At 56.4% G+C, this 26,798-nt stretch carries 23 protein-coding genes; 14 read left to right on the forward strand and 9 right to left on the reverse strand.

What is annotated here, in order from left to right:
* Positions 1-24: 24 nt before the first annotated feature.
* The 8 genes from tldD to csrD form a co-directional block, all read right to left on the reverse strand.
* The gene (gene tldD / locus ES815_RS07440) at positions 25-1,470 is read right to left on the reverse strand and encodes a metalloprotease TldD (RefSeq protein WP_142487289.1); all 1,446 of its coding nucleotides are present in this window, start codon (positions 1,468-1,470) and stop codon (positions 25-27) included.
* 86 nt (positions 1,471-1,556) lie between these two features.
* Positions 1,557-5,354 carry an AsmA2 domain-containing protein YhdP gene (gene yhdP / locus ES815_RS07445; RefSeq protein ID WP_142487290.1) on the reverse strand — a complete coding sequence of 1,266 codons (3,798 nt, stop codon included), beginning with the start codon at positions 5,352-5,354 and terminating at the stop codon, positions 1,557-1,559.
* A 44-nt stretch (positions 5,355-5,398) separates the two neighbouring features.
* Positions 5,399-6,868 (reverse strand): ribonuclease G, encoded by a 1,470-nt coding sequence (gene rng, locus ES815_RS07450; protein ID WP_142487291.1) that lies wholly within the window; start codon positions 6,866-6,868, stop codon positions 5,399-5,401.
* Positions 6,858-7,451, reverse strand: a complete 594-nt coding sequence (locus ES815_RS07455) for a Maf family protein (RefSeq protein WP_142487292.1) — start codon at positions 7,449-7,451, stop codon at positions 6,858-6,860. Before ES815_RS07455 ends, rng begins: the two co-directional genes overlap by 11 nt.
* A 9-nt stretch (positions 7,452-7,460) precedes the next feature.
* Complete coding sequence (gene mreD / locus ES815_RS07460) at positions 7,461-7,949, reverse strand: rod shape-determining protein MreD (RefSeq protein ID WP_032614566.1); 489 nt, start codon at positions 7,947-7,949, stop codon at positions 7,461-7,463.
* Positions 7,949-8,965, reverse strand: a complete 1,017-nt coding sequence (gene mreC / locus ES815_RS07465; RefSeq protein ID WP_142487293.1) for a rod shape-determining protein MreC — start codon at positions 8,963-8,965, stop codon at positions 7,949-7,951. The genes mreD and mreC overlap by 1 nt, the downstream gene beginning before the upstream one ends.
* Positions 8,966-9,027: 62 nt before the next feature.
* Positions 9,028-10,071, reverse strand: coding sequence for a rod shape-determining protein MreB (gene mreB, locus ES815_RS07470; RefSeq protein WP_000913396.1), 1,044 nt, complete (start codon positions 10,069-10,071; stop codon positions 9,028-9,030).
* A gap of 279 nt (positions 10,072-10,350) precedes the next feature.
* Positions 10,351-12,291 (reverse strand): RNase E specificity factor CsrD, encoded by a 1,941-nt coding sequence (csrD, locus tag ES815_RS07475; protein ID WP_142487294.1) that lies wholly within the window; start codon positions 12,289-12,291, stop codon positions 10,351-10,353.
* 184 nt (positions 12,292-12,475) lie between these two features.
* Here csrD and ES815_RS07480 point away from each other — a divergent pair, with 184 nt between their 5' ends.
* The 13 genes from ES815_RS07480 (at position 12,476) to ES815_RS07540 (ending at position 24,594) form a co-directional block, all read left to right on the forward strand.
* Entirely contained in the window at positions 12,476-13,450 is a 975-nt protein-coding gene (locus ES815_RS07480; protein ID WP_142487295.1) for an MDR family oxidoreductase, read from the forward strand.
* Between the two features lie 77 nt (positions 13,451-13,527).
* Complete coding sequence (msrP, locus tag ES815_RS07485; RefSeq protein WP_142487296.1) at positions 13,528-14,529, forward strand: protein-methionine-sulfoxide reductase catalytic subunit MsrP; 1,002 nt, start codon at positions 13,528-13,530, stop codon at positions 14,527-14,529.
* Positions 14,530-15,129 (forward strand): protein-methionine-sulfoxide reductase heme-binding subunit MsrQ, encoded by a 600-nt coding sequence (msrQ, locus tag ES815_RS07490; RefSeq protein ID WP_142487297.1) that lies wholly within the window; start codon positions 14,530-14,532, stop codon positions 15,127-15,129.
* A 233-nt stretch (positions 15,130-15,362) separates the two neighbouring features.
* Entirely contained in the window at positions 15,363-15,815 is a 453-nt protein-coding gene (gene aroQ, locus ES815_RS07495) for a type II 3-dehydroquinate dehydratase (protein WP_142487298.1), read from the forward strand.
* A gap of 22 nt (positions 15,816-15,837) precedes the next feature.
* Positions 15,838-16,308 (forward strand): acetyl-CoA carboxylase biotin carboxyl carrier protein, encoded by a 471-nt coding sequence (accB, locus tag ES815_RS07500; RefSeq protein WP_142487299.1) that lies wholly within the window; start codon positions 15,838-15,840, stop codon positions 16,306-16,308.
* A 10-nt stretch (positions 16,309-16,318) separates the two neighbouring features.
* Positions 16,319-17,668: an acetyl-CoA carboxylase biotin carboxylase subunit gene (gene accC / locus ES815_RS07505; RefSeq protein ID WP_142487300.1), complete on the forward strand. Its 1,350-nt coding sequence runs from the start codon at positions 16,319-16,321 to the stop codon at positions 17,666-17,668.
* 108 nt (positions 17,669-17,776) lie between these two features.
* Positions 17,777-18,022, forward strand: coding sequence for a YhdT family protein (locus ES815_RS07510; RefSeq protein WP_142487301.1), 246 nt, complete (start codon positions 17,777-17,779; stop codon positions 18,020-18,022).
* Positions 18,012-19,463: a sodium/pantothenate symporter gene (panF, locus tag ES815_RS07515; RefSeq protein WP_142487302.1), complete on the forward strand. Its 1,452-nt coding sequence runs from the start codon at positions 18,012-18,014 to the stop codon at positions 19,461-19,463. Before ES815_RS07510 ends, panF begins: the two co-directional genes overlap by 11 nt.
* Positions 19,464-19,474: 11 nt before the next feature.
* Complete coding sequence (gene prmA / locus ES815_RS07520; protein ID WP_142487303.1) at positions 19,475-20,356, forward strand: 50S ribosomal protein L11 methyltransferase; 882 nt, start codon at positions 19,475-19,477, stop codon at positions 20,354-20,356.
* Positions 20,357-20,733: 377 nt separating this feature from the next.
* Positions 20,734-21,699, forward strand: a complete 966-nt coding sequence (gene dusB, locus ES815_RS07525; RefSeq protein ID WP_142487304.1) for a tRNA dihydrouridine synthase DusB — start codon at positions 20,734-20,736, stop codon at positions 21,697-21,699.
* A gap of 23 nt (positions 21,700-21,722) precedes the next feature.
* Entirely contained in the window at positions 21,723-22,019 is a 297-nt protein-coding gene (fis, locus tag ES815_RS07530; RefSeq protein WP_000462905.1) for a DNA-binding transcriptional regulator Fis, read from the forward strand.
* 201 nt (positions 22,020-22,220) lie between these two features.
* Entirely contained in the window at positions 22,221-22,385 is a 165-nt protein-coding gene (locus ES815_RS07535) for a DUF2556 family protein (protein WP_142487305.1), read from the forward strand.
* 127 nt (positions 22,386-22,512) lie between these two features.
* Positions 22,513-24,594: a putative bifunctional diguanylate cyclase/phosphodiesterase gene (locus tag ES815_RS07540; protein WP_142487306.1), complete on the forward strand. Its 2,082-nt coding sequence runs from the start codon at positions 22,513-22,515 to the stop codon at positions 24,592-24,594.
* Positions 24,595-24,608: 14 nt separating this feature from the next.
* On the opposite strand, the gene envR is transcribed toward ES815_RS07540, so the two are convergent.
* Positions 24,609-25,256 carry an acrEF/envCD operon transcriptional regulator gene (gene envR / locus ES815_RS07545; RefSeq protein WP_142487307.1) on the reverse strand — a complete coding sequence of 216 codons (648 nt, stop codon included), beginning with the start codon at positions 25,254-25,256 and terminating at the stop codon, positions 24,609-24,611.
* Positions 25,257-25,650: 394 nt separating this feature from the next.
* Here envR and ES815_RS07550 point away from each other — a divergent pair, with 394 nt between their 5' ends.
* The gene (locus ES815_RS07550; RefSeq protein WP_142487308.1) at positions 25,651-26,790 is read left to right on the forward strand and encodes an efflux RND transporter periplasmic adaptor subunit; all 1,140 of its coding nucleotides are present in this window, start codon (positions 25,651-25,653) and stop codon (positions 26,788-26,790) included.
* Positions 26,791-26,798 lie beyond the last annotated feature (8 nt).

The following is a 26,798-nucleotide window of genomic DNA, read 5'->3' on the forward strand; positions in this document are numbered from 1 at the left end:
GGAGAGGGTATTTCGGAAGGGGAATTATGCGGTACCGCCGACGGTGAGGTTATCCACCTTCAGGGTCGGCTGACCGACGCCCACCGGCAGGCTCTGGCCCTCTTTACCGCAGACGCCGACGCCGTTATCCAGCTTCAGATCGTTACCGACCATCGAGATCTGCTGCATCGCTTCGATGCCGGAGCCAATCAGGGTCGCCCCTTTCACCGCTTTGGTCACTTTGCCCTTCTCAATCAGATAGGCTTCTGAGGTTGAGAAGACAAATTTACCGGAGGTGATATCCACCTGGCCGCCACCGAAGTTTGGCGCGTAGATGCCATATTCAACCGACTCGATGATCTCCTGCGGCGTGGATTTACCCGCCAGCATATAGGTGTTGGTCATACGCGGCATCGGCAGGTGCGCGTAAGATTCGCGACGGCCGTTACCGGTTGGCGCCACACCCATCAGGCGCGCATTCAGTTTGTCCTGCATGTAGCCCTTCAGGATACCATTCTCGATCAGGACGTTGTACTGACCCGGCGTTCCTTCATCATCGATGGAGATCGAGCCACGACGATCGGTCATGGTGCCATCATCCACCACGGTGCAAAGCTCAGAGGCCACCAGCTCGCCCATATGGCCGCTGAAGACCGAGGTGCCGCGACGGTTGAAGTCGCCTTCCAGCCCGTGACCCACCGCTTCGTGCAGCAGCACGCCAGGCCAGCCTGCGCCCAGAACCACCGGCAGAGTACCCGCAGGTGCCGCGACGGCAGAGAGATTGACCAGCGCCATCCGCACCGCCTCTTTCGCCCAGGCGTCGGCGCGCACTTCGCCCTCAACCGGGTTCAGGAACCACTCGTAACCGAAACGACCGCCGCCGCCGCTGGAGCCACGCTCGCGTTTGCCGTCCTCTTCCACCAGCACGCTGACGGAGAGACGGACCAGCGGACGCACGTCGGCGGCCAGGGTGCCGTCGGTTGCCGCCACCAGAATCAACTCATATACGCCACTCAGGCTGGCAGAGACTTCCTGCACGCGCTTATCTTCCGCACGGGCGACTTTGTCTACCCGACGCAGAATATCCAGCTTCTCTTCGCGGCTCATGCTTTGCAGCGGATCGACGCTGGTGTAGAGCGCAGAGTGCTGCACTTCGCCCAGGGTTTTCACCCGACCATCACCGCTGTCGCGCACGATGGTACGTGCTGCCTGCGCGCTCTGCTGCAGAGCAGTCAGGCTAATCTGGTCCGCATAGGCAAAACCGGTTTTCTCACCGCTAACGGCGCGGACACCAACGCCCTGGTCGATGTTATAAGAGCCATCTTTGATGATGCTGTCTTCTAAAACCCAGGATTCGTGATAGCTCGACTGAAAGTAGAGATCGCCGTAGTCGAGACGGCGTTCGGTCAGTTGACCAAGAATGGAAAACAGGTCCTGATGGCTCAGGCCGTTCGCTGCCAGCAGATGTTCACTTACCAGGTTCAGACTCATCGTTTTGCTACTCGTTCGTTGCCGTCCACAGGACGTATCTAAGATATTATCTATTGAGAGTGAGGCAATTAATTGCCCGCGTCAAATCATTGCTGTGCATCTTTGCGTGGCTGACGCAGCACTTCATTAATCTGCGGTTTATCGACCGGGCCGGTGATGTGGTAGCGCAGAATAGAGACTTTGCTCCACAGCGGCCCCAGCACTTTACTGGCGGCAAACACCGCCGCGCCGACAATCGGGTTAACGGCGAAGGCTGCTGCCACGCCAACGGTGGCGGAGATTTCCGGTGCCACCACCGCTTCCATATCCAGTTCGCGACGCACCAGATTGACGGAGCCTTTCATGGCAATATCCGCCTCCAGCCCGTCGACCAGCGTATCATCCGTGTGCAGGACCCCATCCTTGATCCACGCGGTGCTGCGGATGGAGTCAAAGTAGAATCCTTCATTAAAGGTATCGCTGAAGTCAAAGCGCAGCTTGCGCAGCAGAGCGTCGAAGCTGAGCAGACGCAGCAGCTGCCCCGCATGGCCGGTGCTCAGATCCGCTATTTCACCTTTGCCTAACCGGGTCTTCAGAATGCCGTTCAGCGTGGCTTCGTCAGGCTTCCACGGCTGGTCGCGCCAGTGCAGATCGTAGTCGAGATCAAACGACGAACCGCGAATCGGCGTGGTGATACCGAAATAATTTGATGCCGCATCCAGCTTGTTGCCTTTGATTTGCCCTTTCAGCGAGGTGCGCTGCTCCCCGGCACCGTTCACCCACTCGCCGTTGGCGGTCAGACGACCAAAGCCGGTATCAATCAGTCCGCCCGCCAGGGTAAGGGTGTTGCCCTTAATGGTGAAATCGCCATCGATACGACCGTACTTTTGCCCCCACAGCCAGCACTCGGCGCAGCGCAGCTGTAAATCAGGCCAGCTGCTGAAATTAACCCGCGAGGTACTGGCTAACGGCGAAACTGTATTGCCTTTCCCGGCAGTGACGCTCGCCGGATTGTAATAAAGATAGCGGATCGCCGCCTGCCATGGCGCGGTGTCGCGCATCAGCAGGGTGGCGTTGATCTCCCGCCCCTGCGCCTCGACTTTTGAGCCGTTCAGGGTCGGCTGCGAGACGATGCTCAGGTTATTCCACTGCTGTCCACCCAGCGTCAGGGCCGGAGTGCGTACCGTGATATGTTGCGGGAACTGTGCCGACTCATCCACGTTTTGCCCGACGCCGCTCTGGAACAGGGCTAACCACTCGGCGCCATCCATCGGCGGCAGGTTGAGTTCGACGCCCGCCTGTTCCGGCAGCGGCGGCAGCGTGCGGCTGTCGCTGGTCCAGATGGCGCGATCCAGCGTCAGCTTGCGGTTCAGCAACCAGCGGCTGTTAAAGTGATTCTTACCACCGGCATTGCCCGTCAGGGTAAAGCTGTTGAGATCCCCGTCGACGTTCAGTTTCACCGGCAGCGGCTCACCCGCGCTCTTCTCCAGCGGCGACGGCAGGTCGCTGCTGACGTTCTTCAGCTCGCCGCTGATATCCACTTTATACTGGGCATCGCCACGATAAGGCAGCTCAATCGCGACTTTGCCGTTCCACGGCAGGCGGCCTTCCAGCGACTGGCTGATGACATTTGGCAGTACATCCATCCGCGAAGGCTGCCAGCTGGCATCGAGATTCACGGCCACCTGATAGGCTTTCGCGCCTTCGGTGGTGGAGAAGTCGATATTCACCGGCTGATTAAACCAACTTGCGGTCAGCGGCCCGCTTTTGAGATCGCCATTCACAAAGCTGAACTGGCCGCTCAGATTGTTAATCGTGCTGTTCAGCGGCTTGATGAACAGGCTGTTATTCTTCAGCCTGACGTCGCCTTTGGCGGTGGTCATGGTGCCGTCGAACGGGATATCCAGATGTAAGCGAGCATTCACATCACCATCCAGCTGGAGCTGCTGAAGGGTGGCGCCCAGGGAATCATCCAGCGGCGTCTCGTCAAAGTACGGCCCAACGGCTTTTCCGGGCCCGTTGATATCAGCGTCAATCAGCAGCTTTTCTTTCGAATAGTCCGGGATCACTGCGGTCAGGTTACTGGCTTTTACCCCGCCCAGCGCCACGCCGTCGGTCTTCATCCACAACCCGTCGTTGATGAAGTTAAGCTCAATATCGAGGTTTTTCAGCGCCGGCCACTCAGGCTGGAAGGCATAGGTGGCGTTGCGTAACGGCACCAGAACCTGGAACTGGCCTTCGTTGTGCTTGTAGGGGAACAGGTGCGGGTTACCGCCATACACCAGGGTGGCGTTATCCGCCTGCCCGCCCTGAATGGCGCCGCTCAGGTAGTCCACCAGCGCTTTGCCCATCAGGTTTTCAGGAAAATAGCGCCAGGCCTGTGACCCATCGTCGGTGCTGATGCCCGCCAGGATCCCCAGCCAGGGCTCATCGCCAGCCGGCTGCAGATAGCGGAAATCACCCCGGGCATGCACCGCTTTGGCTTTCACGTCGATGTCACGTCCGTCGAGCTGGAAACCCTTCTCGTTCTTCAACCAGTGGAGGGTAGCGGTGCCTTTCTCCACCTCCAGCGGGGCGCGGAAGACGGTTTCGTAAGGCATTTTCGCATCGCGCATATGGGCCACCAGGCGGCCATTTTCCACGCTGCCCTGCAATGTGCCGCTGAAATGCTCGGCGCCCGGCAGTAGCTCCCACTGCTTCCAGGCGAGATCGGTCCAGGCGATGTTGAAGCGCGTTTTTTCCGTCTCCTGCAGTGGAATATCCAGCGCCAGGGCGTTGATCGCGCCCACCGGCTGGGTAGCCTGCCAGACGTCGCCCAGCGACGGGGAGAGCTTCGCTGCAATGGTTCTCAGCCCCTCAAGGCCTGACAGCTCCAGATTGCTGGCACGAATGCGCAGCTCGTCGCTGCGTGTGTTATTAGCACCGCCCACGTCCTGCCCGGGGATCCAGGCCAGGGCCAGCGCCCCGCGCGGCCACGCCTTGTCGTCCATGGTAATGCGGGTATCCGGAATGGCGAACTGCCAGCCCTCTTTCTCGCGGGTGACGTGCGCGGTCAGATTATCAACCGAAAGCTGATGCTGGCGCGCCTTCCCCGGCCAGCTGGCGCCCCCCTGCTTCAGCCAGATATCGCCGCTGGCGAACTGGCCATCGGTGAGGGTCATCCATCCTTCAATGCTGAAGCGCGCGGTTTCCAGCTGCATATTCTGCTGCACCCACTCACCCAACCAGGGTTTGACGTCCACGTCATCGGCCTGCATCCATACTTTGCCGTTATTCAGCAGCCCCTTATCATCACGCAGATCCATCCGCACCTGCATCACGCCATGCTGTCCGTTCAGGCTGGAGAGGCTGACCTGGCCTTCCGCACGGTGCCGCTCTTTGCCGTTGAGCCAGGTAAGCTGAGGGATCGCCAGTTCGGCACGCTGTCCTGAGAGAGTAATAAAGCTGATTTCACTGTCGCGCAGATCGAAATGATCGAACTGGCGCAGGAACAGATCGCTGACGCGGTTGGCCTCGAAGCCTTCGCCCTGGTCGTCACTGCGCAGCGGGGTGTTGGTCAGAAACTGCAGTTGATAAAAGGTAAGATCGCGAAACTGCCAGCGCAGGTGCAGCAGGCTTTGCCACACGTCCAGCGCCAGAGTCACGCGTTTGATTTTCAGATGGCCGCCGTCTTTCAACTGCGCGTTGATGTCGCGCACTTCAAGAGTCGGGCCGAAATTTTGCCAGCTCGCGTTGAGCTGGCTGGCCGCGACGGGCATGCCGGTCGCGGATTCGATCTTCTCCAGCACCTGCGGGCGCCAGGCGTCCAGATGCGGCAATATGAGGCGCAGCCCGCTTACGAGCAGCGCGACAATCACGATCAGCGTTGCCCCTGTAAGCAGTAAAATCCCCGGCAGTCGCCTCACGCGTCTCTCCTTGTCAGCCGTTCTTGTCTCGCAGTACCTGCGGATTACATCATCACCACGTCAAACTGCTCCGGGTTATAGAGCGGCTCTATCTGCACTTTTACCTGTTTGCCGACGAAGATTTCCACTTCTGCCAGCGCGTGGGACTCTTCCCCTTTCAGGGCTTCCGCCACCGAAGGAGAAGCATAGACCAGGAAGCGGTCGGAGTCGTAGGCGTGATGCACACGAACAATCTCCCGCATGATCTCATAGCAGACCGTTTCCACCGTCTTCACCGTGCCGCGGCCATGACAGGTCGGGCACTCGTTGCACAGCACATGCTCCACGCTCTCACGGGTGCGCTTGCGGGTCATCTCAACCAGCCCAAGCTGGGAGAAGCCGTTGATGCTGGTTTTCACGCGATCTTTACTCAGCGCCTGCTCCAGGGAGTGCAGCACGCGGCGGCGGTGGTCTTCGTTACTCATATCGATAAAGTCGATGATGATAATACCACCCAGATTGCGCAGACGAAGCTGACGCGCAATGGCCTGCGTCGCTTCAATATTGGTATTGAAAATGGTGTCGTCCAGATTGCGGTGACCGACAAACGCCCCGGTATTGATATCCACGGTGGTCATCGCTTCGGTCTGGTCGATAATCAGATAGCCACCGGACTTGAGTTCGACTTTACGTTCCAGCGCGCGCTGGATTTCGTTCTCGACATCGTAGAGATCGAAGATCGGCTGGCGTCCGGTGTAGTGCTCCAGCAGACCCGGCATTTCCGGAATGTACTCGGCGGTAAATTCGAGCAGCGCATCATAGGTCAGACGGGAATCGACGCGGATGCGATCCAGCTGGGCATCGGCGAAGTCGCGCAGTACGCGCTGGGCCAGCGCCAGCTCACCGTACAGCTGATAGCGCGTCTGGTTGCGTTTTTTACGCTCCATCACCTTGGTCCAGACGCGTTTCAGGTAGGCGGCATCAGAGGCGAGGTCTTCTTCGCTGATCCCCTCTGCGGCGGTGCGAATGATAAACCCGCCCTGCTCATCACAGTAGGCGCCAACCACTTTTTTCAGCCGGTCGCGCTCGCTTTCGCTCTCTATACGCTGGGAAACGCCAACATGAGAGGCGCCAGGCATAAAGACCAGATAACGGGAAGGTAAGGTGATGTCGGTGGTCAGACGCGCGCCTTTGGTGCCCAGCGGGTCTTTTACCACCTGCACCATCAGATCCTGGCCCTGACGCACCAGCTCGGAGATATCACGGACGGTAAACTGTTTTTGCTCTTCACCCGCCACGCATTCGGTGTGCGGCATGATATCGGAGGCATGCAGAAATGCCGCTTTATCCAGGCCAATATCTACAAATGCCGCCTGCATACCCGGTAGTACACGACTGACACGACCTTTGTAGATATTGCCTACTATTCCGCGCCGCGCTTCACGCTCGATATGAATTTCCTGAAGAATTCCGCCATCGATATAGGCCACACGGGTTTCCGAGGGCGTTACGTTTACCAACAATTCAGCCGTCATAATTATCCCTTCCCTCACGCAGTGAGTTAAAATTGCTTAGCAACTCATACGTTTCCACCAGCGGTAAGCCGACTACGGCGTGATAGCTGCCATTGATCTTCCTGACAAAACAGCCACCCAACCCTTGAATACCGTATGCACCTGCTTTATCCATTGGTTCACCGCTGGCGATATAACCGGCGATATCCTCTTCTGTGAGTACTCTGAACGTGACATCGGTGACCACCAGACAGTCGAGCACGTGCTGGCGGTCTGCCAGCGCGACGGCGGTCATCACCTGATGCGTATGGCCGGACAATTTGCGCAGCATCGTAAACGCATGTTCATCGTCGTGCGGTTTCTCGAGGACTTCACCGTTAAGGATCACGATGGTATCTGCGCCCAGCACCGGTAAATCACGCGGCGCCTGCGCCACGCCTGCCTGCGCTTTCTCCCGTGCCAGACGGGAAACATACTGTTGTGCGCTTTCACCCTCGGCACGTTGCTCTTCAATGCCGGTGACGATGCGTTCAAAAGATACCCCTAACTGCGTCAGGAGTTCCTGACGGCGCGGAGAGCCGGAAGCGAGATACAAAGACGTCATAGAAACCTTTTATTGCACGGCAAATTGCTGACGAACCTTACGCATCAGCAGGAACAACCATGGCCAGAGCACACCGTTTACTACACTACTCCAGAACACTTCCGGACGGAAAGAGACGTTGATCACTAAAAACTCTGCCCAGAAAACAATGATATCCGCGGCCATGGATAACAACATCACCACCAGCGCCTGTTGCCAGAGCGCCAGATTACGAAAGAGCTGGAATTTCAGAGCGACCAGGTATGCGATGATACTCATGGACAGAGCGCGAACGCCAAGCGTTGAGCCACTAATCAGATCCAGTATGGCACCCATCACAAAACCTGTGCCCACATTTACGCGGTGCGGCAGGGCGAGGATCCAGTAGAGCAGAATAAGCAGCACCCAGTTTGGCCGGAAAACGAGAATGTCGTCCGGCCAGGGCATCACTTGCAGCAACAGCGCGATCAAAAACGAGAGCCAGATAACCCAGCGTCCCTGGCTACGGTAGCTTGCCACTATTGCCCTCCCGGGGAGAGTTGCGGTGGCGGTGGCGCATCAGGCGGCGGCTGGGTCAGCCCGGTTGCCGGCGCAGGAACTGGCGCAGGCGGCCCCATCGAGTTTGGCGCAGGCAGAACCTGCGGCATCATCTGCATCAGACGTTCATTCGCCACGCGATGCACATCTTCCGGGGTCATCGGGTTAGTCCCGTTACGATCGGCACCCCACAGCAGCAGCAGATAGCGCAGGCGCTGCAGACCCGCCGTTGGACGAGCCTGAATCACGGTGTAGGCGCGCTGGGTATCCAGCTTCACGGAGGAGACCACCCCAACCGGATAACCTTCCGGGAAGCGACCGCCCAGACCCGATGTCACCAGCACATCGCCCACGCGAATATCGGTATTCGCCGGCAGATGTTCCAGCTGCAGATCGTCCGTACAGCCGTTACCGGCCGCAATCACGCGGATATCGTTACGCAGTACCTGGATCGGCAGCGCATGGGTGGCATCACAAATCAGCAGCACGCGGCTGGTCAGCTTGGCGACTGCAACCACCTGGCCGACGACGCCTTTATCGCTGATCACCGGCTGGCCTTCGTACACGCCATTGACGCTGCCCTTGTCGATCACCACCTGATCGCTGTACGGATCGTTAACGGTGGAAATCACCTGGGTCACCATCTTCTGCTCATCCTGACGCAGCGGGGAACCCAGCAGCTCACGCAGACGAGCATTCTCCTGCTTGTACTGGCCCAGCATCAGTATCTCGCTGTTTTTCAGCAGCAGTTCCTGACGTAACGCGCGGTTTTCAAGTTCGAGTTGATCTCGTGAGGACAGGGTTTGCGAGACGCTGTCGAGTAATTCACGGGGACCATTTGATACAAAGTAGAAAGGACTGACGGCGGTATCCATGTACGTTCTGATCTGGCTGAACGTACCGAGGCGGCTATCGGCAATAATGACACCAAGCGCTACCAACACCCCAAGGATCAGGCGAAACTGTAGCGACGGGCCACGGCTAAAAATTGGCTTCATAGGCTATGCGTACTCTCGCGTCAGAGAGAAAGGGTAGCCATCCGCTACCCTTTCACACCTGACTACTCTTCGCTGAACAAGTCGCCGCCGTGCATGTCGATCATTTCCAGCGCCTTGCCGCCGCCACGGGCTACGCAAGTCAGTGGATCTTCTGCAACTACGACAGGAATTCCTGTCTCTTCCATCAACAGGCGGTCGAGGTTACGCAGCAGCGCACCACCACCGGTCAGAACCATACCGCGCTCAGAGATATCGGAAGCCAGTTCCGGCGGGCACTGCTCGAGGGCAACCATGACGGCGCTGACGATGCCGGTCAACGGCTCTTGCAGCGCTTCGAGGATTTCGTTGGAGTTCAGGGTAAAGCCACGTGGAACGCCTTCGGCCAGGTTACGACCGCGCACTTCGATCTCGCGCACTTCGTCACCCGGGTAAGCAGAACCGATTTCGTGCTTAATACGCTCTGCGGTGGCTTCACCGATCAGAGAGCCGTAGTTACGGCGAACGTAGTTGATGATGGCTTCATCGAAGCGGTCACCACCGATACGTACGGAAGAGGAGTAAACCACACCATTCAGGGAGATAACGGCCACTTCAGTGGTACCGCCACCGATATCCACCACCATGGAGCCGGTCGCTTCGGAAACCGGCAGGCCAGCACCGATAGCGGCAGCCATTGGCTCTTCAATCAGGAAGACTTCACGCGCACCAGCGCCCTGAGCGGATTCACGAATAGCACGACGTTCTACCTGGGTAGCGCCAACCGGCACACACACCAGAACACGCGGGCTTGGACGCATAAAGCTGTTGCTGTGCACCTGTTTGATAAAGTGCTGAAGCATTTTCTCGGTCACGAAGAAGTCAGCGATAACGCCGTCTTTCATCGGACGAATGGCAGCGATATTACCCGGCGTACGACCAAGCATCTGCTTAGCGTCATGGCCGACGGCCGCTACGCTTTTCGGTGAACCAGCACGATCCTGACGAATGGCCACAACTGAAGGCTCATTCAGTACGATGCCTTGTCCTTTTACATAAATGAGGGTATTCGCGGTACCCAGGTCAATGGACAGGTCATTGGAAAACATGCCACGAAATTTTTTCAACATACTAAGGGATAATCCTGAAAGCTGGGGCGGAAAACAAAATCCGCTTACTTTACCAACCACACGCAGCAGCGACAAGGCGCAAAAATCGCCTGCTACGGTGAAAATTTGTGCAGCACGTTTCCTTTGTTACAAATCGTCGCCTGACTCCCTCAGGGCTGAGAAAAAACAGCGTTCCTCACGTTCATTTGTAACCCGTTAAAGGTCGCTCACTGTCATTTTGCTCGTCATACATCACGCTACAGGCGCGATATTCTACGTGAAAACTCACTAAACGGCAGGTTAAACAGAGTATCTTTGCGAATATTTTTTCACATTGCTGTCAAGAGGCTGAGAGGCCGCAAAAAAATCTCCTTGACCCCCTGTAACTCCGCGCTCTGTCAACGTATGCCATTCCGTTCGTGACCGTACACCTGTGGCAAATACATGCGTTTGCGTTCCCTTACAGGCTTCAACCAGGCTCTGTACCAGCAGCTGGTTTTCCGTACGTTTTTCGATATTCCTTACCAGCCCCGGATGCAGCTTCAGCAGCTCTACCTCCAGCGCCTTAATCCAGCTGGTGCTGACCAGTGTCAGACCCGCCTGCGTCACCGCTACACGAGCCCCCAACGCATTGATCAGCCGAACGACCGGCTGTAACCGACTGATGTGTTGACAAACATCCGCCTCTGCAAGTTCAAAAATAATCCGTCTACGCTGCGATTTTTCACATTGCATCAGCACATCGCGCAGCCAGCGCTGGAATCGCGGGCGGATCAACGACTCTACCGTCACCTGCAGCGCCAGATGTTCTTCCGGCCAGAAGGATAAGAATGGCATCAATCGCGAAATTTGCTGGCGGTCATACTCTTCGGACAGACCAAACTGCAATACCATCGGCAGATACTCCGCCGACACCACCTCTTCGTTGCCGTCAAAGATGCGGCAGAGCAGCTCCCGGTGATGGACCTGGCCATTGGCCAGTACCGCCGGCTTTTGGTAAATCCGCGGCCCGCCGCGGGTAAGCATCTGTTCAATCAAGGTCCGCCAGCGCACGTTGCCGCGCCCTTTCTCCGGCAGGGAGTCATCATAAACCGCCCAGCCGTTGGCCCCCTGCAATACGGCATTGCGGGTGGCGGCTTCCGCGTGCTCCATCACCTGCTCGGTGGTCTGACCGCCGCGCCAGGCACAAATGCCGATATGCACCATGTCATCACGATCCAGCATTTTGCTGGGCGGCAGCGCATCCACCGACTTTAACAGCAGGCTGGCAATGCTCTCTGACTCTTTCAGGGTGCGATGCGGCAGCAACACGGCGTAATCACTGCGGTGATAGCGCGCCAGCAGCGCGCCGGGATAGCGCATCATAAAGGTGGAAAGCATATTGATGAGCATAAACAGATGCTCTTCCGCCACCGCCCGCCCCCAGTTGTCTTTCAGCAGGTCGAAGTCTGGCAGGCGGACAAGCATCACCACCCCGTGCGAGCCCACTTTTTCAGGATCTTCCAGCAGGGTAGCCAGCTGATTATCAAAGAAAAGACGATTGTTGAGGCCGGTTTTGTTGTCCTGGGCGGCATAGGAGCGGATCAGCGTATCCATCCGGCTGCGCTGGTCGCTGGCAAACTGAATTTCGGACAGCAGAACATCCAGCGCACTGCTGGTGCGTGACGGCCATTCATAGACGGACCCGCGCACCTGGGCCCCACGTTCTCCGTTAAGGATCCGCACCGAACGCGACTCCAGCAGCTCCTGCCCCGAGAGCTGGCGACGCAGCCAGCGCACCGCCAGGAAGATCAGCATCACCACGAAGATCACCGCCACCGTCAGCGGCGCAGTGGTCATCAATGAACGAAAATAACTGTTCATCGGGTCCAGATAGGCCAGGCTTATGGTCATACCGGGGTTTTTCAGGGAGGGGACGGTTAGCTCGAAAATCTGGGGGGGCGCACCGGCCGGTCGATAACCCTTTTGCCCGCTGTGGCTGAAAATGGTTTTTCCGCCCTGCTTAATCTCCACACGCGTGATATCAACCGGAGCCATCAGCTCGTCCAACTGACGGGAAAGTTCTGGAAAGGGCGTGCTGACAAGGCGGGAATCAACCACCGACGCCACGGACTGGACGCGGTTCACCAGCTTTCCCTGGATCGCATTATAAAAACTGAGCGAACAGCCGATCAGGGTGACAAAGATGGTCAACCCGGTTAGCAAGGCGATAAAAGCGGAGAACTTCGTCGATAATCGCATCCTTGAGATTACTCCGTGAGTTGATGAGGATAGCAAGTGAGCACTAACTCGCAATACGGCATCGGCATACTACCAAATCCGGTGTATCTGGCAATTTATTGCGTTAAATCGGCATTGCATGTCAATGAGCGAGTATAGTCTTCAAAAAATTTTTTCCAATCATCATGCTGAGTAAGGAATTCGTATGCAGGCTTTGATCTTAGAACAGCAGGAAGGCAAAACTCTTGCATCAGTGCAATCTATCGAAGAGAGCCGCCTGCCGGAAGGGGCCGTGACCGTTGATATCGACTGGTCCAGTCTGAATTACAAAGACGCGCTCGCCATTACGGGCACCGGCAAGATTATTCGTAATTTCCCAATGGTTCCAGGTATCGACTTTGCGGGCCGCGTGCACGCCAGCGAAGACCCGCGTTTCCATGTCGGCCAGCAGGTGCTGCTGACCGGCTGGGGCGTGGGCGAAAATCACTGGGGCGGGCTGGCCGCGCAGGCACGCGTCAACGGCGACTGGCTGGTGCCAATGCCGAACGGGCTCGATGGCCGTAAGGCGATGATCATCGGCACCGCCGGGTTTACCGCCATGCTGTGCGTGATGGCGCTGGAAGAGGCCGGGGTCACCCCGCAGTCCGGTGAAGTAGTGGTAACAGGTGCCAGCGGCGGCGTCGGCAGTACCGCGGTTGCCCTGCTGCACAATCTGGGCTATCAGGTGGCGGCGGTTTCCGGCCGTGAAAGCACCCATGACTATCTGCGTTCCCTGGGTGCCAGCCGCATTCTGGGCCGCGACGAGTTCGCTGAGACCCGCCCGCTGGAGAAACAGATCTGGGCCGGTGCCGTCGATACCGTCGGGGATAAAGTGCTGGCGAAAGTGCTGGCGCAGATGAACTACGGCGGTTGCGTGGCGGCGTGCGGCCTGGCGGGCGGATTTGCCCTGCCGACCACGGTGATGCCGTTTATTCTGCGCAACGTCCGCCTGCAGGGCGTCGATTCGGTGATGACCCCGCCAGAGCGTCGCGCCCAGGCATGGGAGCGACTGGTTCGCGATCTGCCAGCCTCCTTCTATACGCAAAGCGCCACCCAGATTAGCCTTGAGCAGGCCCCGGAGTATGCCGCGAAGATCATCAGTAACCAGATTCAGGGCCGTACGCTGGTGAAGCTGGGTTAATCTTCAAATTTTCGTGACATATTCGCTTTAACCCTGCTCCTCCGTCATGCTTAGAAAAACGCATGACGGAGGATGCCATGAAAGTGAAACCCCTGACGGAAGCCGATATCACCGCGGAATCCGTTTTTATGCTCAAGCGCCGCCAGATCCTGAAGATGCTGGGGATCGGTGCCGGTGCGCTGACGCTCTCGCCTCTCGCCCAGGCCGACCTGCTGGACTGGTTTAAGGGCAACGATCGTCCGAAAGCGCCCTCCGGGAAGCCCCTGACTTTTACCCAGCCCGCCCAGTGGCAAAGCAACCTCGCCAAAACCCCTGAAGAGAAAGTGACAGGCTATAACAACTTCTATGAGTTCGGCCTGGATAAAGCCGATCCGGCGGCCAACGCCGGCAGCCTGAAGACCGATCCCTGGACGCTGAAAATCGACGGGGAAGTGGCAAAACCCCTGACCCTTGATTATAACGATTTGACCACCCGCTTCCCGCTGGAAGAGCGTATCTACCGCATGCGCTGCGTCGAGGCCTGGTCGATGGTGGTGCCGTGGATTGGTTTTCCGCTGCATAAACTGCTGGCGATGGTAGAGCCCACCAGCAACGCGAAGTACGTCGCCTTTCAGACCCTTTACGCACCGGAGATCATGCCCGGTCAGAAAGACCGGTTCATTGGCGGCGGACTCGATTATCCGTACGTGGAGGGATTACGTATTGATGAGGCGATGCACCCGCTGACGCTGCTTACCGTTGGCGTCTACGGTAAAGCCCTGCCGCCGCAAAACGGCGCCCCCATCCGCCTGACCGTGCCGTGGAAATACGGCTTTAAGGGCATCAAATCGATCGTCAGTATCAAGCTGACCCGCGAGCGCCCACCCACCACCTGGAACCTTGCGGCCCCGGATGAGTACGGCTTCTACGCTAACGTGAACCCGCACGTGGATCACCCGCGCTGGTCGCAGGCTACCGAGCGGTTTATTGGCTCGGGCGGCGCGCTGGATGTCAAACGTCAGCCCACCCTGCTGTTTAACGGCTATGCCGACCAGGTAGCATCGCTCTACCGCGGTCTCGACTTACGGGAGTTTTTCTAAGTGCGTCTGACGGCAAAACAGATTACCTGGCTGAAGGTCGCCCTGCATCTTGCGGGGCTGCTTCCTTTTATATGGCTATTCTGGGCCATCAATCACGGCGGCCTGAGTGCCGATCCGGCAAAAGATATTCAACATTTTACCGGCCGCACCGCGCTGAAATTTTTACTGGCGACCCTGCTGGTCCCCCCTCTGGCGCGCTACGCGAAACAGCCCTTACTGATCCGCACCCGCCGCCTGCTTGGGCTATGGTGTTTCGCCTGGGCGACGCTGCACCTCACCAGCTATGCGTTTCTGGAGCTGGGGATTAACAATCTGGCTCTGCTGGGACGCGAACTGGTGACTCGTCCTTACTTAACCCTGGGGATTATCAGCTGGATAGTTTTACTGGCATTGACCCTCACCTCTACCCAGTACGCCCAGCGAAAACTGGGAAGGCGCTGGCAACTTCTGCATAATTTTGTCTATCTTGTCGCGATCCTTGCCCCCATCCACTACCTTTGGTCAGTGAAAATCCTCTCGCCGCAGCCGATCATCTACGCTGTGCTGGCAGGCGTGCTTCTGGCATGGCGTTATAAGAAGTTTCGCCAGTGGTGGCGATAACGGGCGAAAATGTGCTGATTCCCGCAGATCGTTTATCCTTCCCGGGTGTTTATCCGAATGCTGTTGATAATCTTCCCTGATAAGACCAGTATTTAGCTGCCAAATGCTACGAAATCGTTATAATGTGCGACTTTGGTTTCCCCGACGGGTTTTTCAGACCCGGAAAGGGTGACAATCGCGCATCTAAGGTATATTTTGTTTTTTACCGGAGAATCGCAGGAGATAGCGGCACAATGGCTGACAAGTTTCACATCTTAGTTTTAAACGGACCGAACCTGAATATGCTCGGCACCCGTGAACCCGAGAAGTATGGCACGCTGACGTTAACCGATATTGTTAACCGTCTGGGTAGCGAAGCGGCGACGCTCAATGTGGAACTTGACCATTTTCAGTCAAACGCGGAGTACGCACTCATCGACCGCATTCATCAGGCTAAAGACACAACGGACTATATCCTGATTAATCCGGCCGCGTTTACGCACACCAGTGTTGCTATCCGCGACGCGCTGCTGGCAGTGAGCATCCCATTTATTGAGATCCACCTCAGCAACGTGCATGCGCGGGAGCCGTTCCGCCACCACTCCTACCTGTCGGATATCGCCTCTGGCGTCATCTGTGGACTGGGGGCTGACGGTTATTCATTCGCTTTACAGACAGCGGTAAAACGCCTGTCACAATCACACTAAACAAAGAGTACGGAACCCACTCATGGATATTCGTAAGATTAAAAAACTGATCGAGCTGGTTGAAGAATCAGGCATCTCCGAACTGGAAATTTCTGAAGGCGAAGAGTCTGTACGCATCAGCCGTGCCGCGCCAAACGCAGGCTTCCCGGTTATGCAACAAGCTTATGCTGCACCAATGATGCAGCAGCCAGCTCTGTCTAACGCTGTCGCTCCGGCGGCTACTCCAGCAATGGAAGCGCCAGCAGCAGCGGAAATCAGTGGTCACATCGTACGTTCCCCAATGGTTGGTACTTTCTACCGCACCCCGAGCCCGGACGCTAAAGCGTTCATCGAAGTGGGCCAGAAAGTTAACGCGGGCGATACCCTGTGCATCGTTGAAGCCATGAAAATGATGAACCAGATCGAAGCTGACAAGTCAGGTACTGTGAAAGCGATTCTGGTCGAAAGTGGTCAGCCGGTTGAATTTGACGAGCCGCTGGTCGTCATCGAGTAACGAGGCGAACATGCTGGATAAAATTGTTATCGCCAACCGCGGCGAGATCGCACTGCGTATTCTTCGTGCCTGTAAAGAGCTGGGCATCAAGACCGTCGCTGTGCACTCAAGCGCGGACCGCGATCTGAAACACGTATTACTGGCGGATGAGACGGTCTGTATCGGCCCGGCTCCGTCCGTAAAAAGCTATCTGAACATCCCGGCTATCATCAGCGCCGCTGAGATCACTGGCGCGGTAGCGATTCACCCGGGTTATGGCTTCCTCTCTGAGAACGCCAACTTTGCTGAACAGGTAGAACGCTCTGGCTTTATCTTCATCGGCCCGAAAGCCGACACCATCCGCCTGATGGGCGACAAAGTGTCTGCGATCACCGCGATGAAAAAAGCCGGTGTTCCAACCGTACCGGGCTCCGACGGTCCTCTGACCGACGACATGGATGCTAACCGTGCTCATGCGAAACGCATTGGCTACCCGGTTATCATCAAGGCGTCTGGCGGCGGCGGCGGTCGCGGTATGCGCGTTGTGCGCAGCGATGCTGAACTGGCTCAGTCCATCTCCATGACCAAAGCGGAAGCGAAAGCAGCTTTCAGCAATGACATGGTGTACATGGAAAAATACCTGGAAAACCCACGCCACATCGAAATTCAGGTGCTGGCAGACGGTCAGGGTAACGCGATCTATCTGGCGGAACGTGACTGCTCCATGCAGCGTCGTCACCAGAAAGTGGTCGAAGAAGCACCAGCGCCGGGTATCACCCCGGAACTGCGTCGCTACATCGGCGAGCGTTGCTCCAAAGCCTGCGTGGATATCGGCTATCGCGGGGCAGGTACCTTCGAGTTCCTGTTCGAAAACGGTGAGTTCTACTTCATCGAGATGAACACCCGTATTCAGGTTGAACACCCGGTTACCGAAATGATCACCGGCGTTGACCTGATCAAAGAGCAGCTGCGTATCGCGGCGGGTCAACCGCTCTCCATCAAGCAGGAAGAAGTTCAGGTTAAAGGCCATGCGGTGGAATGCCGTATCAACGCCGAAGATCCGAACACCTTCCTGCCGAGCCCGGGTAAAATCACGCGTTTCCACGCGCCGGGTGGCTTTGGTGTGCGCTGGGAGTCCCATATTTACGCCGGTTACACCGTACCGCCGTATTATGACTCAATGATCGGCAAGCTGATCTGCTACGGCGAATCCCGTGACGTGGCGATTGCCCGCATGAAGAACGCCCTGCAGGAGCTGATCATCGACGGTATCAAAACCAACGTTGATCTGCAGATGCGTATTATGAGCGACGAGAACTTCCAGCATGGTGGCACCAACATCCACTATCTGGAGAAGAAACTCGGTCTGAACGAGAAGTAATACAGCATCTTTACTAAAAGGCCGGATAATCCGGCCTTTTTTATTTTTGGGGCCTGGAACGCCCCATCATGTACAATCCCCGCTTTCTTCATCCACAAGGGACAAAAAATGGACAAACGTTTTGTTCAGGCCCACAAAGAAGCGCGTTGGGCGCTGTGGTTAACCCTTCTCTATCTCGCCGCGTGGTTAGTAGCTGCTTACTTACCTGATTCTGCTATCGGTGTTACCGGCCTTCCGCACTGGTTTGAGATGGCCTGTCTGCTGATCCCGCTGGTGTTTATTCTGCTCTGTTGGGCGATGGTGAAGTTCATCTATCGCGATATTCCGCTGGAGGATGACGATAATGCAGCTTGAAGTAATCCTGCCGCTCGTCGCGTATCTGTTTGTTGTTTTTGGTCTGTCCGTTTACGCCATGCGTAAAAGAACGGCGGGCACCTTCCTGAACGAGTATTTCCTCGGTAGCCGCTCGATGGGCGGTATTGTGCTGGCGATGACCCTTACTGCCACCTATATCAGCGCCAGCTCCTTTATTGGCGGCCCAGGTGCAGCCTATAAGTACGGGCTGGGCTGGGTGCTGCTGGCGATGATCCAGCTGCCTGCCGTCTGGCTCTCGCTGGGTATTCTGGGGAAAAAATTCGCGATTCTGGCGCGCCGCTATAATGCGGTGACCCTCAACGACATGCTGTTTGCCCGCTATCAGAGCCGCCTGCTGGTCTGGTTGGCCAGCCTGAGCCTGCTGGTGGCCTTTATCGGCGCCATGACCGTGCAGTTTATCGGCGGCGCGCGCCTGCTAGAAACTGCCGCCGGGATCCCTTACGAAACGGGGCTGCTGATTTTTGGTATCAGTATCGCGCTCTACACCGCGTTTGGCGGTTTCCGCGCCAGCGTGCTCAACGACACCATGCAGGGCATGGTGATGCTGATTGGCACCATTGTGCTGCTGGTAGGCGTGGTGCATGCAGCGGGGGGTTTAACCCATGCGGTGGAAACGCTGCAGACCATCGATCCGAAGCTGGTATCGCCGCAGGGCGCGGATGACATCCTCTCCCCTACCTTTATGACCTCCTTCTGGGTACTGGTCTGCTTCGGGGTGATTGGTCTGCCGCATACGGCCGTGCGCTGCATCTCCTATAAAGACAGCAAGGCAGTACACCGCGGGATTATCATCGGCACCATCGTGGTGGCGATCCTGATGCTCGGTATGCACCTGGCCGGGGCACTGGGCCGGGCGGTGATCCCGGACTTAACCGTGCCGGACCTGGTGATCCCAACATTGATGGTAAAAGTACTGCCTCCGTTTGCTGCCGGGATCTTCCTTGCTGCACCCATGGCGGCGATCATGTCGACAATTAACGCCCAGCTGCTGCAAAGTTCCGCTACGATCATTAAAGATCTCTACCTGAACATGCGCCCGGAGCAGATGACTAATGAGCGTCGCCTGAAACGGATGTCTGCGATGATCACCTTGGTGCTGGGGGCGTTGCTGCTGCTGGCCGCGTGGAAGCCGCCTGAGATGATTATCTGGCTGAACCTGCTGGCATTTGGGGGTCTGGAGGCGGTGTTCCTCTGGCCGCTGGTGCTGGGCCTCTACTGGGAGCGCGCCAACGCGGCCGGTGCCCTGAGCGCAATGATCGTCGGTGGCGTGCTCTATGCCGTGCTCGCCTCCTTTAAAATTCAGTATCTGGGCTTCCATCCGATTGTGCCCTCGCTACTGCTAAGTTTGCTGGCGTTTGTGGTAGGGAACCGTTTCGGCCAATCCCTGCCGCAGGCAGCCGTGATTTCTACTGATAAATAAAGAGTTTTGCCATGCCGTGGATCCAACTAAAACTGAATACAACCGGTGCTAACGCCGAAGAGATGAGTGATGCGCTGGTAGAGACCGGTGCGGTCTCTGTCACCTTCCAGGACACGCATGACACTCCGGTGTTTGAACCGCTGCCGGGTGAAACCCGCCTGTGGGGCGATACCGACGTCATCGGCCTGTTTGATGCCGAAACTGATATGGCCGAAGTGGTCGCGATTCTGGAAAATCACCCGCTGCTGGGCGCCGGTTTTGCGCACAAGATTGAACAGCTGGAAGACAAGGACTGGGAGCGCGAGTGGATGGATAACTTCCACCCGATGCAGTTCGGCAAGCGTCTGTGGATCTGCCCGAGCTGGCGCGACGTGCCGGACGAAAATGCGGTTAACGTGATGCTCGATCCGGGCCTGGCGTTCGGTACCGGCACCCACCCGACCACCTCCCTGTGTCTGCAATGGCTGGATGGTCTGGATCTGGACGGTAAAACGGTGATCGACTTTGGCTGCGGATCCGGGATCCTCGCTATCGCCGCCCTGAAGCTGGGTGCCGCAAAAGCGATCGGGATCGACATCGATCCGCAGGCGATTCAGGCCAGCCGCGATAACGCGCAGCGCAACGGCGTCTCCGACCGTCTTGAGCTCTACCTGCCGAATGACCAGCCAGCGGTGATGAAAGCCGACGTGGTGGTCGCCAACATCCTGGCTGGCCCGCTACGCGAGCTGGCACCGTTAATCAGCGTCCTGCCCGTTGAGGGCGGTCTGCTGGGCCTGTCCGGTATTCTTGCCACCCAGGCTGAAAGCGTATGCGAAGCCTACACCGATCTCTTCGCACTCGACCCGGTGGTTGAAAAAGAAGAGTGGTGCCGCATTACCGGTCGTAAAAAGTAAGTGGTTATTCGTTTGCCTGTTTTTTAAACTCCCCTTTTGGTTAAGGAACAGGCAATCCAGCTATCACGATCATGTTCTAAAATGCGACGCAGATCGCAAAGAACTGCGGAAATCTGCTGCTTAAAACAGCAGATTATTCCGCTTAAGGTTTCATTCTTTAAGAAAAAACGAGAAGTTTTGGGAAATTGTAAGCGACCATAAAATCGCCACACGCATTTAAGTGAATGATTTGTATGGAATATAATTTTATGGCTTATGCTTTGTGCCTGATTCCATGATCTGCAACAGGTGATTGTTCAAAGTTTGGCCTTTCATCTCGTGCAAAAAATGCGTAAGATACGCCGCCTTGCAGTCACAGTATGGTCATTTCTTAACTCATGCGTATCGGAAACCACCAGCTCAGAAATCGCCTGATCGCAGCACCTATGGCAGGTATTACCGACCGGCCCTTCAGGACGCTGTGCTATGAGATGGGAGCAGGATTAACCGTTTCTGAGATGATGTCGTCTAACCCGCAGGTTTGGGAAAGCGATAAATCCCGTCTTCGGATGGTGCACATTGACGAACCAGGTATCCGCACCGTGCAAATTGCCGGGAGCGTGCCTGAAGAGATGGCAGACGCCGCGCGTATTAACGTGGAAAGTGGTGCCCAGATTATTGATATCAATATGGGGTGCCCGGCCAAAAAGGTGAATCGCAAGCTTGCAGGTTCAGCCCTTCTGCAATACCCCGACCAGGTGAAGTCCATCCTGACGGCGGTTGTCAGCGCAGTGGACGTTCCTGTTACGTTGAAGATTCGCACGGGTTGGTCGCCGGATCACCGTAACTGTGTAGAGATTGCCCAACTGGCCGAAGATTGTGGCATTCAGGCCCTGACCATACATGGACGCACCCGCGCCTGTTTGTTCAACGGCGAAGCTGAATACGACAGCATTCGGGCAGTTAAGCAGAAAGTTTCCATTCCGGTTATCGCGAATGGCGACATTACTGACCCGCTTAAAGCCAGAGCTGTGCTCGACTATACGGGAGCTGATGCTCTGATGATAGGACGTGCGGCTCAGGGAAGACCCTGGATCTTTCGGGAAATCCAGCATTATCTGGACACTGGGGAGCTGCTTACCCCGCTGCCGCTGGCAGAGGTTAAGCGCTTGCTTTGTTCGCACGTTCGGGAATTGCATGACTTTTATGGTCAGACAAAAGGGTACCGAATTGCGCGTAAACACGTCTCCTGGTATCTCCAGGAGCACGCTCCAAATGACCAGTTTCGGCGCACATTCAACGCCATAGAGGATGCCAGCGATCAGCTGGAGGCGTTGGAGGCATACTTCGAAAATCTTGCGTAATGAAATAAAGAGCTGACAGAACTATGTTCGAACAACGCGTAAATTCTGACGTACTGACCGTTTCCACCGTTAACTCTCAGGATCAAGTAACTCAAAAGCCCCTGCGTGACTCGGTTAAACAGGCACTGAAGAACTATTTTGCTCAACTGAATGGTCAGGACGTTAACGACCTGTATGAGCTGGTACTGGCTGAAGTTGAACAGCCCCTGTTGGACATGGTGATGCAATACACCCGCGGTAACCAGACCCGTGCTGCCCTGATGATGGGCATCAACCGTGGTACGCTGCGTAAGAAACTGAAAAAGTACGGCATGAACTAATTTCGATTAGCTAAATGCTTGTATAAAAAGGCGCGAACCGGCATGGGGAAGCGCCTTTTTTTATGCCCTGCCTCTCCCCGTTTTGCTCCCCTCATCACGCTGCTAACAGCCGAAACGTAAACATCCGTCTGCCCACTTCTCAGCCGCTATTTTTCGTGTATATTTCCTGCACTCTTTTTCCTTTGTTGTCGGAAACTCCGAATGATCCGTAAGTATGGGTGGTTAGTCGTCTTCGCGATTAGCGTTTTCCTTTTTGATGCACTGATAATGCAGTGGATTGAGTTGATGTCTACGGAAACGGACAAATGCCGCAACATGGATTCGGTGAACCCACTCAAGCTCATCAATTGCTCGGATCTGGATTAATCCCCTGGTTTCCCTCGAAAAATGTGCGGGCTTAAAAGCCTTTGAGGCATCCCTGTTGGATGATAATGTCTCAGCCCGTCACACCCCGTATCACGTAATACCTCCCTGCGTCTGAGTTGATGAGATCATGCTGGTTAGCCAATACGACCAACTTCTTGTGGTTATCTCTTTTGTTGTCGCCATTCTTGCCTCCTACACCGCCCTGAATATGGCAGGCCGGGTTGTTGGCAGTACGGGCGTCGCGGCACGTATCTGGCTGACGGGCGGCGGTATTGCCATGGGCATCGGCATCTGGGCCATGCATTTTATCGGCATGCTGGCGATGGATGTCTCCATGCGGCTGAACTATAACCTGCCGCAAACGGCCCTCTCGATGTTCATTGCTATCGGCGCCTCACTGTTCGCCCTCTGGCTGGTGAGCCGGGATCACTTGCGCAGGCGTCGTTTGTCCACCGGCGCAGTGATTCTGGGCACCGGCATCGTCGCGATGCACTACACCGGAATGGCGGCATTGCAGGTTGAGCCCGCTATCGTCTGGGATATGCGCTGGGTTGCGCTGTCGGTAGTGATTGCCCTGCTCGCCTCGCTGGCCGCCCTGTGGCTCACGTTTCGTCTGCGTCGCGATGCCGCCCAGGTCGCGCTGATGCGTGCGGGCGCCGCCGTGCTGATGGGCGTTGCCATTGCCGGCATGCACTACACGGGGATGAAGGCCGCCCAGTTCCCGGTTCAGACCCATATGCATCATCAGGGCGTAAACGGCAGCTGGCTGGCGGTGCTGGTGAGCGTCGTTGCGCTCTCCATTCTGGGCATTACGCTGCTGGTCTCGATGTTTGATGCCAGGCTACAGGCCCGCACCGCCCTTCTGGCCTCGTCGCTGGCGGAAGCGAACCGCGAACTGGCGCAGCTGGCGCTGCACGACACGCTCACGCGCCTGCCAAACCGCGTCCTGCTGGAGGACCGTCTTGAACAGGCGATTAACAAAGCCGATCGCGAAGGGAAGCTCTTCGCGCTGCTGTTTATGGATTTGGACGGCTTCAAAGCCGTCAACGATGCCTACGGGCATGACACCGGCGATAAGCTGCTGGTTGCCGTTACCGAACGTCTGGAACAGCCGCTGAAAGGTCAGTACACCCTTGCCCGTATTGGCGGCGACGAGTTTGTGCTGCTGGCCGAGATCGATACCCCGAATGATGCCGCATCGCTGGCAAGCTCGCTGGTGCATGCGATCGACCAACCCTTCAGCCTTGAGCTGTACGACCTGATGGTGACCCTCAGCGTGGGGATTGCTATCTATCCGCACGATGGTAAAAACCAGCGGGAGCTGATGTTTAACGCCGATGCGGCGATGTACCACACCAAGCATATGGGGCGTAACGGCTACCATTTCTTCCAGCCGTCGATGAATACCCTGGCGCAGAAACAGCTGCAGCTGATGAACGATCTCTGGCTGGCGCAGGAGCGCCAGGAACTGCATCTGGTTTATCAGCCGAAGTTCCAGGCCCCGGTTGGCCCCATCGTTGGCTTTGAGGCCTTGCTGCGCTGGCAGCATCCTTCGCAGGGGTTGTTATCCCCTGACCAGTTCCTGCCGCTGGCAGAAAAGAGCGGGCTGATTATTCCTATCGGCAACTGGGTGATCGATGAGGCCTGTCGCCAGCTCCGCGTCTGGCATCTTGAAGGGCATACAGAATGGTCGATGGCGGTGAACCTCTCCACGCTACAGTTTGAACAGCCCCAGCTGGTAGATACGGTGATGAACAGCCTGGCGCGACACCGAATTCCGCCCCATACCCTGATCCTGGAAGTGACCGAGACGACGGCCATGAATAACCCGGATGAGAGCGTGCGGGTGCTGACCGAACTGACGCAGGCGGGGGTGAAAGCGTCCATCGATGATTTTGGTACGGGCTATTCCAGCCTGCTGTACCTGAAAAAGCTGCCGGCCTGTGAGCTGAAAATCGATCGGGCGTTTGTCAAAGATCTCAACGGCGAAGGTGACGATGCCACTATCGTTTCCGCCATTGTGGCGCTGGCAAAGACCCTCAACCTGAAGGTGGTTGCCGAAGGGGTGGAAACCCAGGAGCAACAAACGTTTTTGACCGAGCTGGGGTGTAACACCTTGCAAGGTTATCTGCTGGGAAAACCCGTTTCGGCGCAGACCATTAAGGCCCTGAGCCACGATCCGCAAGCCATGCTGGCGCAGCAAATCTGACCGGGCCGGTTCCGCTACGAGGCGGCCTCAAAAAACCGGCGCGCCGCCGGGGCCGCCGGTAACGTCGAGAGAATGTTATCCACCAGCTCCGGGGCCTGTTGATACAGATCCAGCCTTTCCGGGCTCATTAACCAGTTCTTAATCAGCCCGCAAAAAAAACCGTGAAAAACAATTAACGTCATATCGATATTGATCTGCGTTGAAATACGCCCTGCCGCAATGCATTTTTTCAGGATTTGGCGAACGTTTTCATAGTTGAAGCCGATCCGCTCCCGAATTTCATATTCTGAAATCATGCCCGATTCAAATTCGCATTTGTGATACAGGATCTGCAATAGCGTGCGCTGGCGACGATCCCGGGCAATATATTGCAAAGCGGTAACAAACAGTTCTCGTAAAATAACCAACGGATCGTCCTCTTTTCCCTGAGATAACAAACCGCGGATTATCTCGCGCAGCGGGCATTGCTCCTGCCAGATGGCATTAAATATCTCCGTTTTGCTGCTGAAATGCCAGTAAACGGCCCCCCGGGTCAGGCTGGCGGCATCAGCAATATCGGTCAGCGTGGTGTTTGCCACACCCCGTACGGCAAACTGCTCGATCGCTGCCTCAATCAACAACTGGCGTGTCTTCTGCGCCTCGGCCTTCGTTTTGCGCGCCATAGGGAGTCACTCTATTAACGGATTAATTACATTTATCAAACAACGGTGATAATCGTCAGAACGTGAATTATCCATCACTGCGGAAAATAATTTTGAACAAAAAACGTCAACGCGCTTAATTTATAAATCTCAATGATATTTGAATATGATTTCATTCATTAAACACATATGTACATCTAAAGCAAAACGGATGTGAATCCATAATCTGAAATGCTATCCCGTTGTTTAATCACATTCATCCCCGTTTTTTTTCTCTTCAATTCTTTCTCCGCACTTATAAATCAAAAAGCCGCCCGGCCATTCTTTATTATGGCGCCCGCCGTTTTCTGTTTACCTCCTCTTAACGCTTAACCGCTGTCGGTTAATGCGGGTTGATGATTTTGAAGGAATAGCCATGACGCCTCATTTCAGGTATTTACCCTTATCCGGTTTTATCATCGGTGCCGCATTACTCGTGGGTTGTGATGACCACAGTGAACAAGCCCAGCAGCCGCCTTCACCGCAGGTTGTGGTCCATGTTGTGAAAAGCGCACCGCTGGTTGTTACCACCGAACTGCCAGGCCGTACCGATGCGTATCGCGTCGCAGAGGTTCGCCCCCAGGTGAGCGGCATTGTCCTGAAGCGCAACTTTACCGAGGGCAGCGACGTAAAAGCAGGGGAATCGCTGTATCAGATCGATCCGGCCACCTATCAGGCTGCCTTTGACAGTGCGTCAGGCGAGCTGGCCAAAGCTCAGGCCGCTGCCAACATCGCCCACCTGACCGTGAAACGCTATTTACCGCTCATGGGCACCCAGTACGTCAGTAAGCAGGAGTACGATCAGTCCGTTGCCACTGCCCGGCAGGCCGATGCTTCGGTGATTGCGGCCAAGGCGGCCGTCGAGACCGCGCGCATTAATCTGGCTTATACCAAAGTGACATCCCCTATCAGCGGGCGTATCGGCAAATCCAGCGTCACCGAAGGAGCGCTGGTGGCGAACGGCCAGGCCTCGGCGCTGGCTACGGTGCAGCAGCTGGATCCGATTTATGTCGATGTGACCCAATCCAGCAACGATTTTATGCGTCTTAAGCAGTCCAGCCTGCAGACGGGCGATGGCGCCAGCAGCGTACAGCTGCTGATGGAGAATGGGCAGCCGTACCCGCTGAAAGGCTCGCTGCAGTTCTCCGATGTCACCGTGGACGAGAGCACCGGCTCCATTACCCTGCGGGCGATCTTCCCCAACCCGCAGCATATCCTGTTGCCCGGCATGTTTGTCCGGGCGCGCATTGATGAGGGCACCCAGCCCCACGCCATCCTGGTGCCGCAGCAGGGGGTCACTCGCACCCCACGCGGTGAGGCCAGCGTGATGGTGGTGAATGCGAAAAATCAGGCCGAAGCGCGAAGCGTTGTCGCCCCTCAGGCAATTGGCGATCAATGGCTGATCGCTGACGGCCTGCAGGAGGGCGATCGGGTGATCGTCAGCGGGCTGCAAAAAGTGCGTCCTGGCGTCGCGGTTATCGCAACGCCAGATACCGCCGCGCAGAAAGCGGGATAAGGAACAGA

Origin of the sequence: Leclercia adecarboxylata, from assembly GCF_006874705.1 — a bacterium.
Taxonomy (GTDB): Bacteria; Pseudomonadota; Gammaproteobacteria; order Enterobacterales; family Enterobacteriaceae; genus Enterobacter; species Enterobacter adecarboxylatus_C.

Coding starts and splice junctions, on each gene's coding strand:
- rng (WP_142487291.1), bottom strand. CDS start 6,868: ATGACGGCTGAATTGTTGGTAAACGTAACGCCCTCGGAAACCCGTGTG.
- prmA (WP_142487303.1), top strand. CDS start 19,475: ATGCCGTGGATCCAACTAAAACTGAATACAACCGGTGCTAACGCCGAA.
- tldD (WP_142487289.1), bottom strand. CDS start 1,470: ATGAGTCTGAACCTGGTAAGTGAACATCTGCTGGCAGCGAACGGCCTG.
- ES815_RS07455 (WP_142487292.1), bottom strand. CDS start 7,451: ATGACGTCTTTGTATCTCGCTTCCGGCTCTCCGCGCCGTCAGGAACTC.
- ES815_RS07550 (WP_142487308.1), top strand. CDS start 25,651: ATGACGCCTCATTTCAGGTATTTACCCTTATCCGGTTTTATCATCGGT.
- ES815_RS07480 (WP_142487295.1), top strand. CDS start 12,476: ATGCAGGCTTTGATCTTAGAACAGCAGGAAGGCAAAACTCTTGCATCA.
- accC (WP_142487300.1), top strand. CDS start 16,319: ATGCTGGATAAAATTGTTATCGCCAACCGCGGCGAGATCGCACTGCGT.
- csrD (WP_142487294.1), bottom strand. CDS start 12,291: ATGCGATTATCGACGAAGTTCTCCGCTTTTATCGCCTTGCTAACCGGG.
- envR (WP_142487307.1), bottom strand. CDS start 25,256: ATGGCGCGCAAAACGAAGGCCGAGGCGCAGAAGACACGCCAGTTGTTG.
- mreC (WP_142487293.1), bottom strand. CDS start 8,965: ATGAAGCCAATTTTTAGCCGTGGCCCGTCGCTACAGTTTCGCCTGATC.
- accB (WP_142487299.1), top strand. CDS start 15,838: ATGGATATTCGTAAGATTAAAAAACTGATCGAGCTGGTTGAAGAATCA.
- ES815_RS07540 (WP_142487306.1), top strand. CDS start 22,513: ATGCTGGTTAGCCAATACGACCAACTTCTTGTGGTTATCTCTTTTGTT.
- fis (WP_000462905.1), top strand. CDS start 21,723: ATGTTCGAACAACGCGTAAATTCTGACGTACTGACCGTTTCCACCGTT.
- dusB (WP_142487304.1), top strand. CDS start 20,734: ATGCGTATCGGAAACCACCAGCTCAGAAATCGCCTGATCGCAGCACCT.
- ES815_RS07510 (WP_142487301.1), top strand. CDS start 17,777: ATGGACAAACGTTTTGTTCAGGCCCACAAAGAAGCGCGTTGGGCGCTG.
- ES815_RS07535 (WP_142487305.1), top strand. CDS start 22,221: ATGATCCGTAAGTATGGGTGGTTAGTCGTCTTCGCGATTAGCGTTTTC.
- mreB (WP_000913396.1), bottom strand. CDS start 10,071: ATGTTGAAAAAATTTCGTGGCATGTTTTCCAATGACCTGTCCATTGAC.
- aroQ (WP_142487298.1), top strand. CDS start 15,363: ATGGCTGACAAGTTTCACATCTTAGTTTTAAACGGACCGAACCTGAAT.
- panF (WP_142487302.1), top strand. CDS start 18,012: ATGCAGCTTGAAGTAATCCTGCCGCTCGTCGCGTATCTGTTTGTTGTT.
- msrP (WP_142487296.1), top strand. CDS start 13,528: ATGAAAGTGAAACCCCTGACGGAAGCCGATATCACCGCGGAATCCGTT.